This window comes from Ensifer sp. EB106-05-01-XG146, from assembly GCF_058791875.1.
In genome coordinates, this window is the sequence record NZ_JBYTDX010000001.1 from 1,503,252 (window position 1) to 1,518,336 (window position 15,085).

9 protein-coding genes are annotated in these 15,085 nt (G+C 61.1%); 3 read left to right on the top strand and 6 right to left on the bottom strand.

Annotated features, from left to right (window positions below):
* The first annotated feature begins 364 nt into the window (after positions 1 to 364).
* Together adhP and AC3WVQ_RS07465 are read left to right on the top strand one after the other, a co-directional pair.
* Positions 365 to 1,390, top strand: coding sequence for an alcohol dehydrogenase AdhP (gene adhP / locus AC3WVQ_RS07460; protein ID WP_492382685.1), 1,026 nt, complete (start codon positions 365 to 367; stop codon positions 1,388 to 1,390).
* 161 nt (positions 1,391 to 1,551) lie between these two features.
* Positions 1,552 to 3,900: an ethanolamine ammonia-lyase gene (locus AC3WVQ_RS07465; RefSeq protein ID WP_110819789.1), complete on the top strand. Its 2,349-nt coding sequence runs from the start codon at positions 1,552 to 1,554 to the stop codon at positions 3,898 to 3,900.
* A 137-nt stretch (positions 3,901 to 4,037) separates the two neighbouring features.
* Here AC3WVQ_RS07465 and AC3WVQ_RS07470 read toward each other — a convergent pair whose 3' ends face one another.
* The 5 genes from AC3WVQ_RS07470 to uvrA form a co-directional block, all read right to left on the bottom strand.
* Entirely contained in the window at positions 4,038 to 4,466 is a 429-nt protein-coding gene (locus AC3WVQ_RS07470) for a GNAT family N-acetyltransferase (protein WP_060517123.1), read from the bottom strand.
* Between the two features lie 130 nt (positions 4,467 to 4,596).
* A complete protein-coding gene (locus AC3WVQ_RS07475; protein ID WP_089045908.1) occupies positions 4,597 to 8,394 on the bottom strand; it encodes a vitamin B12-dependent ribonucleotide reductase in 3,798 nt (1,265 codons plus the stop codon).
* A 785-nt stretch (positions 8,395 to 9,179) separates the two neighbouring features.
* Entirely contained in the window at positions 9,180 to 9,983 is an 804-nt protein-coding gene (locus tag AC3WVQ_RS07480) for a DUF72 domain-containing protein (RefSeq protein WP_034791394.1), read from the bottom strand.
* Between the two features lie 42 nt (positions 9,984 to 10,025).
* Positions 10,026 to 10,478: a GNAT family N-acetyltransferase gene (locus AC3WVQ_RS07485; RefSeq protein WP_060606523.1), complete on the bottom strand. Its 453-nt coding sequence runs from the start codon at positions 10,476 to 10,478 to the stop codon at positions 10,026 to 10,028.
* A gap of 44 nt (positions 10,479 to 10,522) precedes the next feature.
* A complete protein-coding gene (gene uvrA, locus AC3WVQ_RS07490; RefSeq protein WP_034791261.1) occupies positions 10,523 to 13,444 on the bottom strand; it encodes an excinuclease ABC subunit UvrA in 2,922 nt (973 codons plus the stop codon).
* Between the two features lie 279 nt (positions 13,445 to 13,723).
* Here uvrA and AC3WVQ_RS07495 point away from each other — a divergent pair, with 279 nt between their 5' ends.
* On the top strand, positions 13,724 to 14,284 hold the full coding sequence (locus tag AC3WVQ_RS07495) for a single-stranded DNA-binding protein (RefSeq protein WP_034791264.1): 561 nt from the start codon (positions 13,724 to 13,726) through the stop codon (positions 14,282 to 14,284).
* Positions 14,285 to 14,396: 112 nt separating this feature from the next.
* Here AC3WVQ_RS07495 and AC3WVQ_RS07500 read toward each other — a convergent pair whose 3' ends face one another.
* Positions 14,397 to 15,026 carry a MarC family protein gene (locus tag AC3WVQ_RS07500; protein ID WP_090295526.1) on the bottom strand — a complete coding sequence of 210 codons (630 nt, stop codon included), beginning with the start codon at positions 15,024 to 15,026 and terminating at the stop codon, positions 14,397 to 14,399.
* Positions 15,027 to 15,085: the final 59 nt, after the last annotated feature.

Consider the following 15,085-nt stretch of genomic DNA (forward strand, 5'->3'; position numbering starts at 1 on the left):
AACACGACCGGCGCCGATCCTGTCAATACGCGCGCCAGCGCGCCCGCTCGAACGCCGTTGCACGATATGCGTTGTTCGATCCGGCCGGGCGCCGAAGGCGGTCGGTCTCTGAACCGCTTCTGCACTCCACCCATTGTCGAACTCTGCCGGCGGGTTTACGCTGCAACCTGACGATGGCGCTACGTGAACCGCGTTGAAGTGTTGGCGGTATACGCCAAGCAGGAAATGACGTCCGGGCACTGGCTGTGAGCGCCATGATGCTCGAGCCAATTACACGATTTTCGTATGTGAGATAGGCCCCTGCCGGCCCACTGTTCCCATAAGAAACCTCTCCGTGGCCCGGCGATTGGAGGAGGATTGGCAAATGGCTCAGGCGATGAAGGCAGCCGTCGTTCGGCAATTCGGCGCGCCCCTGACGATCGAGGAAGTGGCAGTGCCCACGCCGCAGCCGGGACAGATCCTGGTGAAATACGAAGCAACGGGCGTTTGCCATACCGATCTCCATGCTGCAAATGGCGACTCGCCGGTGAAGCCCAGCCCACCGTTCATTCCCGGGCACGAGGGGGTCGGCTATGTCTCGGCGGTCGGCGCCGGTGTCAAAAGAGTGAAAGAGGGCGACAGGGTCGGCGTTCCCTGGCTTCACAGCGCCTGCGGCTACTGTCCGCATTGCCGCACCGGTTGGGAGACGCTGTGTGCGGCCCAGTCGAACACGGGATACTCGGTCAACGGGACGTTCGCCGAATATGGCCTGGCGGATCCTGATTTCGTCGGCAGCCTGCCCAATGGGCTGGAGTTCGGTCCTGCCGCGCCGGTTCTGTGTGCCGGGGTCACCGTTTACAAGGGGTTGAAGGAAACGGAAGTCCGTCCCGGTGAATGGGTTGCCATCTCCGGCATCGGGGGGCTTGGCCACATGGCCGTGCAGTACGCAAAGGCGATGGGCATGCATGTCGTCGCGGCGGACATCTTCGACGACAAGCTGGCACTTGCAAAGCAATTGGGCGCCGACCTGACAGTCAACGGCAAGGCCAAGGATGCGGTCGAGCAGGTGATCAAGGCCACCGGCGGCGTGCATGGAGCGCTTGTGACTGCAGTCTCGCCCGCTGCGATGGAACAGGCGTTCGGTTTCCTGCGTTCGCGCGGCACCATGGCGCTCGTCGGCCTGCCCCCAGGTATGATCTCGGTGCCGGTCTTTGAGACTGTTCTTAAGCGCATCACCGTGCGTGGATCGATCGTCGGCACCCGCCAGGACCTGGAAGAGTCGCTCCAGTTCGCCGCTGAAGGCAAAGTCGCGCCGCATTTCTCGTGGGATAGCCTCGAGAATATCAACGAGATCTTCCGCCGCATGGAAGCCGGGAAGATCGACGGTCGCATCGTGATGAGCCTGCAGTAGTCGACTTTGACAGGCCCGGCTGGTCGAGGCTCGCCGGGTCCGTGTCGATGCCTAAGGGACACGTGTCGAGCATTTACTCTTATGCGCCTTCCTTAGATCGCCGGTCACCAGAGGGCCGTCGGGCGAGATGCCGATAGACCTTTTGCAGAAAGGAAATGGCAATGAGCAAAGGCATGTTCTCAGACCAGCATGCACTGTCCAGGCGCGATCTCCTGCTAGTGGCGGGAACTGCGGCGGCCACGCTAACAGCCTACAGTCATGCTGCCCGTGCTGCGCCAGGCCCAAGCAACCTCGTGATCGACGACGTGAAGCAGGATGAGGACGTCTTTGCCTATATCAGCAGGATCAAGGGCGGCTTTGACGAGACGACCTATCGGCAGGTTCTGGGATGCGCGAATGCGTTCAAGGAAGGAGACCAGACGATCGCCGTGGCTGCGGAAAATGATACGTCCCGAACGAACGCCCGAGCCCTCCTGGCAAGAACGAAGATCGCAGACCTCGATCAGCACCCGCTGTTTGAGGACGATCTGCAACGACTGATTTGGCAGACCACCGACAGGGCTCAACAAGAAAAGCTGAAAGATTGGACGATGGGCCAGCTGAAGGAATTTCTTCTGACCAAATCGGAAGATGAGATCAAAGGCGTCATGCATGGCCTGACCAGCGATACCATCGGCTGCGTGCCGAAGCTGATGAGCAATGAAGAGTTGATCGCCGTCAGCCAGAAGATTTTCAATGTCATGCCCGGCACCAAGTTGGGCGCCAAGGGATACATGGGCGCACGTATCCAGCCGAATTCGCCGACCGACCACCCCGACGACATCATGTGGCAGGTCTTCGATGCGTTTTCCTATGCGACCGGCGACATCGTCATCGGCACCAACCCGGTGGACAGCACCGTCGACAGCGTCGTCACGGTGGAGCGGGCGCTCAAGGACATCGTGGATACGTTCAAGCTGGTCGACGTCATTCCGTGGTGCGTGCTCGCTCACATCGACGTCCAAGGTGAGGTAAGCGAAGACTTCCCCGGCACAGTTTCCACCGTGTTCCAGAGCCTTGCCGGTACGGATGATTGCAACAAGATCTTCGACATCACCAATGAGAAGATCCTGAAATATGCGCGCGCCAAGGCAGGGGAGCGGTACGGCCTTTACTTCGAAACCGGACAGGGCTCGGAATTCACCAACGGCGCGGCAAACGGCGTCGACATGATGGTGCTTGAGTCCCGGAAGTACGGGTTCAGCCGGGCTGTCGGCATGGAGCTTGCGAAAGTGCAGCCGAAAGGCGCATGGCTGCATGTCAACGATGTTGCCGGCTTCATTGGGCCGGAGGTCTTCAAGAGCCGAGAACAACTCGTTCGGTGCTGCCTCGAGGACATGGTCATGGGCAAGCTCCATGGGCTGACCATCGGTCTCGATATATGCACGACCCTGCACATGACCGTCAGCCTGGACGATCTGGATTGGTGCCAGGATCAGATCATGCCGGCCAATCCGGCCTATCTGATTGCTCTGCCGACCAAGAACGACCCGATGTTGAGCTATCTCACGACCGCATTTCAGGACCACGTACGCGTGAGGGATAAGTTCGGCTTCAAGGTCAACGATGCGATGTGGGATTTCTACAAACGCCTTGGAATTATCGGCAAGGACAACAGCTACACGTCAAAATACGGCGATCCTCTTTGGGTCTATTATCAGTACCGCCTCGCCAAGGGGGACAAGCGCTCCAAGGACTCCGTTTACGCCGAGGGCAGGCGGATGATGACGGAGGTCGAGGCAAGAGGCGTCGACCTGGCCACGGGCCACGGTGAGAAGATATGGGATCTCAACCCGACGCTCGCGACGAAAGTGAGGGGTCTTTATGACGACGCCAAACTCTCTCTTTGGGCCGAGCTTACGCCGGAGTTCATAGCGGCAGTGCCCAGCGTCGTTCCGGTTCGCACCCTGTCCAAGGACCGGAACGACTACATCGCGCATCCGACGACCGGTGAAACGCTGAGCCCGGACTCAATCAGGGCGATTGACGCGATCAGGACGTCCTGGAAAGGCGATATGCCCAAGGGCCAGATTGTCATCTCAGATGGTCTGAACGCCAAGGCCATCATGGATGACGGCCATCTTTCGCCCTACCTGGAGGAGATGCGCAGGCTGCTCGGCGATGCCGGCGTGTCGGTGAGCGACAAGAATATCCTGGTCACCAGCGGCAGAGTGCGGGCCGGCTACCGGATTGGCGAGATGCTGTTTGCCGACGCCGATCCCAACACGTTTCGCGGAATTCTCCACATCATCGGCGAGCGGCCCGGAACCATGCACCACGCCTACTCGGTCTACATCACGGTTGCGAAGGGCAAGCGTTGGGCTGAGAAGGATATCGATCACGATATGACGAAGCTGGTCAGCAACGTCGCCGATACCGCACTCGCACCCAGGGAGGCGGCGAAGGAAACCCTGACCATTATCCGGGAGATCATCGGCAAGGACGTAAACGGCAGCCGGCGATTCGGGTGACCACAAACGCGCTACAGGGCAACAAGGGCGTCCGTCCGGAATAGGCGTCGGGCCGTGTATACCGTTGGGGCAGCCGCATACTCTCGCTTTCGGGCCCCCAAAGCGCGGTTGCTTCTTCGGATCGTGGCTTTCCGGCGTCAGAATCGCTTCTTTAGAAAGTAGCGCGCAATCGCCCCATCACCACCTTCAAGCTCGCCGAAAACTTCGAAGCCGAGTTTTTCATAAAAGGGCCTGGCCTGGAATTCGAAGGTGTCGAGCCAAAGGCCGACATAGCCGCGCTGGCGCGCGATCTTCTCCGCTTCTTCGACAAGGCGCCGGCCAAGGCCCTGGCCGCGGTACTCATCAGGGACGGCGAGGTAACGGATAAAGGCCCAGCCATAGCCATCCGTCGCATAGAGCCCGCCCGTCGCGACTTTCGTCTCCGGATCGCGAAGCACGATTGCAAAACCGGGCAGATCGACCATGCCGCTATGGGCATCGTTATAGGCATCCAGCGGCGCAACGATGCCGCTGAGGTCATTCTGACTGGGGTCTTCGAGAAGGATGTCTATGATCGGGGTGAGCATGATGGGAACTTGGTCGAATGGTGGTTCGGTCTATAAATTCTCGTTTTGTTCTCTAGAGAAATCCAACCCGAGGAAAACCTCGGGTTGGCAATGATGGTGGTCGTCGTCGTCATCAACGACGACGGGCCGCTTAGCTGCAGCCGCTCGTCGCGCCGCAGGTGTCGCACTTCTCGCAGGTACCGTTGCGCACCATCGTGAAGTTTTGGCATTCGGTGCACATGTTGCCGGTGTAGCCCTGCATGATCGAGCGGGCGCGGCGCTCAGCTTCCACCTTCTTGGCGTCCGACTTGGCCGATGCCGCTTCGGCGGCCGCCTTGTCGGAGAAGAGGGCGGTTACTTCCTGCTCGACTTCGTCGGCGATCTCTTCTGCCAGTTCCGCAGCGCGCTCTTCATAGTCGCGCTTGAAGGCGACGATTTCGGACGTTGCGATCGCCGTCGTCGTCTCGATCTTGCGCACCGTGTTTCCGGCGATCGCCGTCACGGTTGCGCCAGAGGAGGCGCGGGCAGGGGCTGCCGTCGACGAGCCCTTCGGCTCGCTGGAGGCCCGGTCACCGGTGCCACCGACGATCGTCGGCTTGTAGCCGCGGGTCCAGCCGGTCGAGATCAGGTTGGTCTTGCCTTCCTGAATGCCCTTGCCGAGCGCGGTATTGCCGAAGTCTGACGTGTCGACATGGGCGAGGTCGTGACGGCCGAGATAGGAAACCGCCAGTTCGCGGAAGACGTAGTCGAGGATCGACGTCGCGTTCTTGATCGCGTCGTTGCCCTGGACCATGCCGGCCGGCTCGAACTTGGTGAAGGTGAAGGCCTCCACATATTCTTCGAGCGGCACGCCGTACTGCAGGCCGAGCGAGATGGCGATGGCAAAGTTGTTCATCATCGCACGGAAGGCGGCCCCTTCCTTGTGCATGTCGATGAAGATCTCGCCGAGGCGGCCGTCACCGAATTCGCCGGTGCGCAGATACACCTTGTGACCACCGACGACGGCCTTCTGGGTGTAGCCCTGGCGGCGGTTCGGCAGCTTTTCGCGGGCGCGGATCACCTTCTCGATGACGCGCTCGACGATCTTCTCGGTGATGGTGACGGCCTGGGCGGCGGCGGGCGCCTGGATCAGATCCTCCAGCGCATCCTCGTCCTTGTCGTCCTCGATCAGCGAGGCGTTCAGCGGCTGCGACAGCTTGGAGCCGTCACGGTAGAGCGCGTTTGCCTTCAGCGCCAGCTTCCACGAAAGCATGTAGGCGTTCTTGCAGTCCTCGACGGTCGCCTCGTTCGGCATGTTGATCGTCTTGGAGATCGCGCCCGAGATGAACGGCTGGGCGGCCGCCATCATGCGGATGTGGCTTTCGACCGAGAGATAACGCTTGCCGATCTTGCCGCAGGGGTTGGCGCAATCGAAGACGGGCAGGTGCTCGTTCTTCAGGAACGGTGCACCTTCGAGTGTCATCGCGCCGCAGACGTGAATGTTCGCCGCTTCGATGTCCTTCTTGGAGAAGCCCATGTGGTCGAGCAGGTTGAAGTCCATCGCAGCGAGCTGTTCGTCGGAGACCTTCAGCGTGCCCTTGAGGAAGTCGGCGCCGAGCGTCCACTGGTTGAAGACGAACTTGATGTCGAAAGCGGACTTCAGGGCGGCGTTGACGGCTTCCACCTTCTCGTCGGTGAAGCCCTTGGCCTTCAGTGTCGACGGGTTGATCGCCGGAGCCTGGTTCAGGTTGCCGTGACCGACTGCGTAAGCTTCGATTTCGGCGATCTGGCTTTCGCTGTAGCCGAGAGAGCGCAGCGCTTCCGGAACGGCGCGGTTGATGATCTTGAAGTAGCCGCCGCCGGCGAGCTTCTTGAACTTGACCAGCGCGAAGTCAGGTTCGATGCCGGTCGTGTCGCAGTCCATGACGAGGCCGATCGTGCCGGTCGGCGCGATAACCGTTGCCTGGGCGTTGCGATAGCCGTGCTTTTCGCCGAGTTCCAGTGCCTTGTCCCAGGCGCTCATGGCGTGGATGACGAGGTCCTGGTCCGGATTGTCGGCATGGATGAGCGCGACCGGGTTGACCGAAAGCGCTTCGTAACCGGTCGTCTCGCCATAGGCGGCGCGGCGATGGTTGCGGATGACGCGCAGCATGTTGTCGCGGTTTGGCGCAAAGCCCGGGAACGGACCGAGCTTTTCGGCCATCTCGGCCGAGGTGGCATAGGAGACACCGGTCATGATCGCCGTCAGCGCACCGGCGATGGCGCGGCCTTCGGTCGAGTCATAGGGAATGCCCGAGGACATCAAGAGGCCGCCGATGTTGGCGTAGCCAAGGCCGAGCGTGCGGTATTCGTAGGAAAGCTCGGCAATCTCGCGGGACGGGAACTGCGCCATCATGACCGAGACTTCGAGAACGATCGTCCACAGGCGGACGGCGTGCTCGTAGTCTGCGATGTTGATGCGCTTGGTCGCCGCATCCTTGAACATCATCAGGTTCAGGGAGGCGAGGTTGCAGGCGGTGTCGTCGAGGAACATGTACTCCGAGCACGGGTTCGATGCGCGGATCGGGCCGGCAGCGGGGCTCGTGTGCCAGTCGTTCATCGTCGTGTTGAAGTGCAGGCCCGGATCGGCCGACGCCCAGGCGGCGTAGGAGATCGATTCCCAGAGGTCGCGTGCCTTCAGCGTCTTCATGACGCGGCCGTCCTTGCGGGCGGTCAGGTGCCAGTCGCCATCGGCTTCGACGGCGCGCAGGAAGTCGTCCTTGATCGAGACCGAGTTGTTGGAGTTCTGTCCCGAAACCGTGAGGTAGGCTTCCGAATCCCAGTCGGTGTCGTAGGTCTTGAACTCAAGGTCCTTGTAGCCTTGCTTCGCGAACTGGATAACGCGCTGGACGTAGTTTTCCGGAACCAGCGCCTGCTTGGCGGCGCGGATTTCGCGCTTCAGCGCCGGGTTCTGCTTCGGGTCATAGCAGGCGTCGTCGGTGCCTTCGCAGTTGACGCAGGCCTTCATGATCGCCTTCAGATGCTTGGCGACGACCTTGGAACCGGTGACGAGGGCGGCAACCTTCTGCTCTTCCTTGACCTTCCAGTTGATGTATTCCTCGATATCCGGATGGTCGATGTCGACGACGACCATCTTCGCAGCGCGGCGGGTGGTGCCGCCCGACTTGATGGCACCGGCAGCACGGTCGCCGATCTTCAGGAACGACATCAGGCCGGAGGACTTGCCGCCGCCCGAGAGCTTTTCGCCTTCGCTGCGCAGATAAGAGAAGTTGGAGCCGGTACCAGAACCGTACTTGAACAGGCGCGCTTCACGCACCCACAGATCCATGATGCCGCCTTCGTTGACGAGATCGTCACCGACCGACTGGATGAAGCAGGCATGCGGCTGCGGATGCTCATAGGCCGACTTGGACTTGGTCAGCTTGCCGGTAAACGGGTCGACATAGAAGTGGCCTTGGCCGGGGCCGTCGATGCCGTAGGCCCAGTGCAGGCCGGTGTTGAACCATTGCGGCGAGTTCGGCGCGACGCGCTGGGTGGCGAGCATGTAGGCAAGTTCGTCCTGGAAGGCCGAAGCGTCTTCCTCGGTGTCGAAGTAGCCGCCCTTCCAGCCCCAATAGGCCCAGGTGCCGGCCAGGCGATCGAAGACCTGACGGGCATCGGTTTCGGAACCGTACTGCTCATCCTTCGGCAGCGCCTTCAGCGCATCCGTGTCGGGAACCGCGCGCCAGAGGAAGGAGGGGACATCGTTCTCCTCGACGCGCTTCATCTTGGCGGGAACGCCGGCCTTGCGGAAATACTTCTGGGCGAGAATGTCGGCGGCAACCTGGCTGAACTGAGCCGGCACGTCGATATCGGCAAGGCGGAAAACGATCGAACCATCGGGGTTCTTGATTTCACTCGTAGCCTTGCGGAATTCGATCTCCGCATAGGCGGATTGCCCGGCTTTTGTGAAACGACGTTCGATCTTCATTGTCCCTGGTCCTTCGTGTTGCCTAGCGCCCGCCACAGGCGCAATTGTCCCCGCCCGGCCGCGAGGGCATCCCGCAGCCAGTCTCAGCTTCCGTCCTTGGAGAGAAACCCATAATTGGGTGACCCTGTATCTTGTGAGATAGGCTGTCTGCAAATACTAAATATAGTATCAACAACTTCTTGATGCCAGCCAAATATTGCCCCGGTGGACCCGAAAAATCGCACAGAAATCCTCAGGGCGACCCCATGGTGAAATCCATGACTGCCGCCTTTCAGAACCGCCGATTTGGGGAGAGGAACCGGGACTTGAACAATCCGGTCCGCCGCCGTTGCAACGTGAAATCCATTAACCGTGAATCGTCCGGAGGCGTCAAGGGGTGGTTTGTGACGGAAGTTTGAGCCCTAGATGTTGTGTGGACCGGCTGTGGAAAACGGGGACATCGGTCAACGCCATGAAAATCAGGCACTTCCGGAGGTTGCCTGTGAGACTGACGCAACGGTCGGCACGCAATCGAAATTTTGACGGGTAAAAACCCGCATAAAAAGTGTCCCTTACAGCAGGCTCGGTTGCATCGGTGAAAGCGATATGGGTGGGGCAGTGATTCGTTTTTTGGCGGGCCCGTAAGCACCGGCATTTGGTTCGCAGCCGACGTCGGCGCGGCCTCAGCACGCCTGAACATCAACGCCTTGCGACAGGCCCGAAACTCCAAGCGTGGTGGGGCTCTCGGGCGCGGATGCGCCCTAGGCGGGCCAGACGCGTCTGCGCGCGGTCTGGCCCTGCTGATCTCAATCGACGCGCTTTTGCAGCTCGCGTGCGCCGTTCGGCGCATTCACCTTGCCCTCGGTGATGAAGTAGGCAAACACGTCACGCGGCTCCTTCTTGGCCGTGCGATCAGGCGCACTTTTTTCAAGCCCACTCGGCTCGTCGCCCGCCGCAAACGCCTTGGCACGCTCGGCCCAGAGGTCGAGCTTGTCGGCAGCATAGCAAGTCTTGATGTCGTCGCTGCCCTTTTGCAGGCGCAGATAGACAAAATCGGCAGTGACATCGGCGATCATCGGATAGTCCGCATGCTCGGCGAGCACCACGGCGACGCCGTATTTCTCCAACAGGGAGACAAAATCCGGAGACTGAAAGGTCGGGTTGCGGACCTCGACCACATGGCGCAGCGGCAAGCCGTCCTGCTTATCCGGCAGAAGCTTCAAAAAGCCTTCGAAATCGTCGGGCTCGAACTTCTTCGTCGGCGCAAACTGCCAGAGGATGGGGCCGAGATGAGGCCCAAGCTCGGTCAGTCCCTGCGTCAGGAATCGCTCCATGGATTCACCGGCTTCCGAGAGAACCTTGCGGTTGGTGACGAAGCGGCTCGCCTTCAGGGAGAAGATGAAATCATCAGGCACTTCCGACGCCCACTTGGCGAAGGTCTCCGGCTTCTGCGACGAATAGTAGGTGCCGTTCACCTCGATTGCCCGCAACTGCTTGCCGGCATATTCGAGCTGCCGCTTCTTTGCCAGCGTGTCGGGATAGAAGGTGCCTTCCCAGGGCTCGAAGGTCCAGCCGCCGATACCAACGCGGATCTTTCCGGATTTTGCCATGCCATCCTCCTCAACAACGGCCATCGCTTGACCGCGTGCTTTTCAGTCTTTGATCGATTTCGTCATGTCCACGAGTGCCCACCCTGGACGATAGGGATTGGGTCGGCGACCCGTTTCTTGAAATCCATAGGCGCGATAGAGCGCGATGTTTCGCTCCATGCGTGAATTGGTGTAGAGCCGCACCTCCGGCAAGCCCCACTCGGCCGCTTTGGCATCCACGAAGCGCAGCAATTCGATGCCGAACCCCTGGCGCTGATAGGCCGGGGCAACCGCAAGGCTGAAGATCATAAGGTGATCGGCGTGCCGTTCGAAAACGGCAAGCGCCGAGACAACCTCATCTCGCTCCCGAAGCCAGACCTCGTCGCGAAGGATGCGAGGCGCGTAGTCCTCGGTGACCGGGAGCGGCGGCCCACCAAAGAGCGCCCGATAGGGCTCATAGGCCGCCTCCGTCACGCTTTGCACGGCGGCCAGATCTTCCAGACGAGCAGGCCGCATCATGCCGTGATCACTCCTAAAGCGCGCCGACCAGATCGGCAGACTTACTCTGCTGCTTCGACCTTCTTCATCGGCCGGCGCTCCAGCAGCTCCTTCAGGAACTGGCCGGTATACGACCGCTTTTCCTTGACCACGTCTTCCGGCGTGCCCTTGGCGATGACTTCGCCGCCGCCGTCGCCGCCTTCAGGGCCGAAGTCGATCACCCAGTCGGCAGTCTTGATGACTTCGAGATTGTGCTCGATGACGACGACCGAATTGCCCTGGTTGACGAGCTCATGCAGAACTTCAAGAAGCTTTGCGACATCGTGGAAATGCAGGCCGGTGGTCGGCTCGTCGAGAATGTAGAGCGTGCGACCGGTCGAGCGCTTCGACAGTTCCTTGGCGAGCTTGACGCGCTGGGCCTCACCGCCCGAGAGCGTGTTGGCCTGCTGGCCGACCTTGATATAGCCGAGGCCGACCTGGTTGAGCGTGACGAGCTTGTCGCGCACCGAGGGAACGGCGGCGAAAAAGTCGACGCCTTCCTCGACGGTCATGTCGAGCACGTCGGCGATCGACTTGCCCTTGAAATGCACGTCGAGCGTTTCGCGGTTGTAGCGCTTGCCGTGGCAAACGTCGCAGGTGACGTAGACATCCGGCAGGAAGTGCATCTCGATCTTGATGACGCCGTCGCCTTGGCAGGCCTCGCAGCGGCCGCCCTTGACGTTGAAGGAAAACCGGCCCGGCTGATATCCGCGTGCCTTGGCTTCCGGCAGGCCGGCGAACCAGTCACGGATCGGCGTGAAGGCGCCGGTATAGGTTGCCGGGTTCGAGCGCGGGGTACGACCGATCGGCGACTGGTCGATGTCGATCACCTTGTCGATATGCTCGAAGCCATCGATGCGGTCGTGCTCGGCCGGGTTTTCGCGCGCGCCCATGATGCGGCGGGCGGCGGCCTTGTAGAGCGTCTCGATCAGGAAGGTCGACTTGCCGCCGCCGGAGACACCGGTAACGGCGGTGAAGACGCCGAGCGGGATCGAGGCGGTGACGTTCTTCAGGTTGTTGGCGCGGGCGCCGACGACGGTGATTTCCTTTTTCTTCTTCGGCTTGCGGCGTTCGGAGGGAACGGCAACCGAAAGCTCGCCGGACAGATACTTGCCGGTCAGCGATTTCGGATTGGCCATGATGTCCGACGGCGACCCTTGCGCGATGACTTCGCCGCCATGGATGCCGGCAGCCGGGCCGATATCGACGACATAGTCGGACGTCAGGATCGCGTCTTCGTCATGTTCGACGACGATCACCGTGTTGCCGATGTCGCGCAGATGCCGAAGCGTGTCCAGCAGGCGGGCGTTGTCGCGCTGGTGCAAGCCGATCGACGGCTCGTCGAGCACGTAGAGAACGCCGGTGAGGCCGGAGCCGATCTGCGAAGCCAGCCGAATGCGCTGGCTTTCACCGCCTGAGAGCGTTCCGGAATTGCGCGACAGGCTCAGATATTCGAGACCGACGTCGTTGAGGAAGCGCAGTCGGTCACGGATTTCCTTCAGGATGCGGACGGCGATTTCGTTCTGCTTGGCATTCAGATGCTCCGGCAGGACCTCGAACCAGTCGCGTGCAACGCGGATCGACATTTCGGTCACCTGACCGATATGCAGCTTGTCGATCTTGACCGCCAGCGCCTCCGGCTTCAGGCGGAAACCGGCGCAAGCCGGGCAGGGCGCAGCCGACATGTAGCGCTCGATCTCCTCGCGCGCCCAGGCGCTGTCGGTTTCCTTCCAGCGGCGTTCGAGATTGGGCACGATGCCCTCGAAGTTCTTGGTGGTGTTGTAGGAGCGGGCACCGTCCTCGTAATGGAAGACGATCTTCTCTTCCGTTCCGTGCAGGATCGCGTTCTGCGCCGCAGTCGACAGCTCGTTCCAGCGGCTGCCGAGTTTGAAGCCGAAGACCTTGCCGAGCGCTTCCAGCGTCTGGTTGTAGTAGGGAGAGGAGGATTTCGCCCAGGGCGCAATTGCGCCGTCGCGCAGCGTCCGGTGCTCTTCCGGCACGATCAGCGCCGTGTCGATCTTCTGCTGGCTGCCGAGACCGTCGCAGGTCGGGCACGCGCCGAAGGGGTTGTTGAACGAGAACAGCCGCGGCTCGATCTCGGAAATGGTGAAGCCGGAAACCGGGCAGGCGAACTTTTCCGAAAACAGCACGCGCTCGTGGGTTTCGTTCAGCGACTTGTTGGCCGAGCCGCCGGCAGCGGTCTCCTCGGGTGGCAGCGGCTTGTCGGCGAATTCGGCGACTGCGAGGCCATCGGCGAGCGTCAGGCAGGTCTCAAGGCTGTCGGCAAGGCGCGAGGCGAGGTCGGGCCGCACGACCACGCGGTCGACCACGACGTCGATGTCATGCTTGTACTTCTTGTCGAGTGCGGGCACCTCGGCGATCTCGTAGAAGGTGCCGTCGACCTTGACGCGCTGAAAGCCCTTCTTCATCAGTTCGGCGAGTTCTTTCTTGTACTCGCCCTTGCGGCCGCGCACGAGCGGCGCAAGAATATAGAGGCGCGTGCCTTCACCGAATTCGAGCACCCGGTCGACCATCTGGCTCACCGTCTGGCTTTCGATCGGCAGACCCGTCGCCGGCGAATAGGGGACCCCGACGCGCGCAAAGAGCAGGCGCATATAGTCGTAGATTTCGGTGACGGTACCGACCGTCGAGCGCGGATTGCGCGACGTCGTCTTCTGCTCGATCGAGATCGCCGGAGACAGGCCGTCGATCTGGTCGACGTCCGGCTTCTGCATCATTTCGAGGAACTGGCGCGCATAGGCCGAAAGGCTTTCGACATAGCGGCGCTGGCCTTCGGCATAGATCGTATCGAAAGCAAGCGAGGACTTGCCCGAGCCGGAAAGGCCGGTCATCACGATCAGCTTGTTGCGCGGCAGATCGAGGTCGATGCCTTTCAGATTGTGCTCGCGCGCACCACGAATGGAGATGGTCTTGAGTTCACTCATCGGAAGCCAGCTTTTGCATGTCGGTTGAAAGCCCCCTATGTAATGACGCCAACGCCCATGTCGAGGCGCAATCGGCAAAACAGGCGGCCAATTCGAGTCGGTTGACAGGATCATAGCCAAATACTAGAACAAATAAAGAACAAATCGCCCATAAAACGACCAAAACTGTTGTGGATTATGTGCGAGGCGGGGCGTATCGGCGGCATCAGGCCGCTAAGATGCGCGCTCTTGAAATTCCAAGCCGGGTCCATGGCCCGGTGAAACCACGGGAAAAGCAACATGGCTGGAAGCGTCAACAAGGTGATCTTGATCGGAAATGTCGGGGCAGACCCGGAAATCCGGCGCACGCAGGACGGCCGGCCGATCGCCAACCTGCGCATTGCAACGTCGGAGACCTGGCGCGACCGCAACAGCGGTGAGCGCAAGGAAAAGACCGAATGGCACACGGTCGTGGTCTTCAACGAAGGCCTCTGCAAGGTTGTCGAGCAATATGTGAAGAAGGGCGCCAAGCTCTACATCGAGGGCGCGCTGCAGACCCGCAAGTGGCAGGACCAGAACGGCAACGACCGTTACTCGACCGAAGTCGTGCTGCAGGGCTTCAACTCGACGCTGACCATGCTTGACGGCCGCGGCGAAGGCGGCGGCTCCGGTGTCAGCCGTGGCGGCGGCGGTGGAGCGGGTGACTTCGGCGGCGGCGGCAACTATGGCGGCGGCGGTTACGACGATTACGACCAGCCGCGCCAGTCCTCTGGCGGCGGTCGCTCGGGCGGTGGCCAGGGCGGTCAAGGCGGCCAGGGCGGCGGCTTCTCGCGCGACATGGACGACGATATCCCGTTCTGATCGCAAGCGGATCCTGTTACAGAAAAAAACGCCACGTCCTCGGGACGTGGCGTTTTTCGTTTCCGGTCTTCTTCGACTGCATCGGGCGAAGGATGCGCCCAGCCATCCGACCTCAGGTCGCCATCGCGGATTTGACGCCGTCGACGACGAACTGCACCGCGAGTGCTGCCAGGATCACGCCGAGCAGGCGGGTGAGGATGGCGCGGCCGGTGACGCCGAGAAAGCGATCGACGCGTTCAGCGATGACCAGCGCCAGAAACAGGCTGAGCATCGACAGCGCGATGACGATCAGGAGCTGAGTGCGCTCGACAGCGGTCGGGAACGAGCCGGCAAGCAGGATCGTTGCCGAAATCGCGCCCGGCCCGGCAATGAGCGGCAGGGCCAGCGGGAAGACCGCGATGTTGTGAATGTGGTCCTTGACCGTCGCATTCTCGCCGGTCTTTTCCTTGCGCTCCTGGCGCTTCTCGAAAATCATCTCGAAGGCGATCCAGAAGAGCAGCAGGCCGCCGGCGATGCGGAAGGCGCCGATCGAGATGCCGAGCAGGCCGAGGATGCTGTTTCCGAAGAGCGCAAAGGCCGCCAGGATGAAGAAGGCGATCAGCGAGCCACGGGTGGCCACCTGAAAGCGCTCCTGCCGGCTGAGGCCGACCGTGAGGCTCAGGAAGATCGGCGCGAGGCCAGGCGGATCGAGCGTGACGAGAAGCGTCGTCAGCGCATTGACCAGGAGGTCGACATTGAACATCCGTTTCCCCTTCCGGATTTTTGCCCCGGGTTTTCCCGGTGGCATGCCTACATTGTTAG

What these genes read in the sequence shown, in the direction of transcription:
- adhP (WP_492382685.1), top strand. Translation starts at nt 365, where the DNA reads ATGGCTCAGGCGATGAAGGCAGCCGTCGTTCGGCAATTCGGCGCGCCC.
- AC3WVQ_RS07465 (WP_110819789.1), top strand. Translation starts at nt 1,552, where the DNA reads ATGAGCAAAGGCATGTTCTCAGACCAGCATGCACTGTCCAGGCGCGAT.
- AC3WVQ_RS07470 (WP_060517123.1), bottom strand. Translation starts at nt 4,466, where the DNA reads ATGCTCACCCCGATCATAGACATCCTTCTCGAAGACCCCAGTCAGAAT.
- AC3WVQ_RS07475 (WP_089045908.1), bottom strand. Translation starts at nt 8,394, where the DNA reads ATGAAGATCGAACGTCGTTTCACAAAAGCCGGGCAATCCGCCTATGCG.
- AC3WVQ_RS07480 (WP_034791394.1), bottom strand. Translation starts at nt 9,983, where the DNA reads ATGGCAAAATCCGGAAAGATCCGCGTTGGTATCGGCGGCTGGACCTTC.
- AC3WVQ_RS07485 (WP_060606523.1), bottom strand. Translation starts at nt 10,478, where the DNA reads ATGCGGCCTGCTCGTCTGGAAGATCTGGCCGCCGTGCAAAGCGTGACG.
- uvrA (WP_034791261.1), bottom strand. Translation starts at nt 13,444, where the DNA reads ATGAGTGAACTCAAGACCATCTCCATTCGTGGTGCGCGCGAGCACAAT.
- AC3WVQ_RS07495 (WP_034791264.1), top strand. Translation starts at nt 13,724, where the DNA reads ATGGCTGGAAGCGTCAACAAGGTGATCTTGATCGGAAATGTCGGGGCA.
- AC3WVQ_RS07500 (WP_090295526.1), bottom strand. Translation starts at nt 15,026, where the DNA reads ATGTTCAATGTCGACCTCCTGGTCAATGCGCTGACGACGCTTCTCGTC.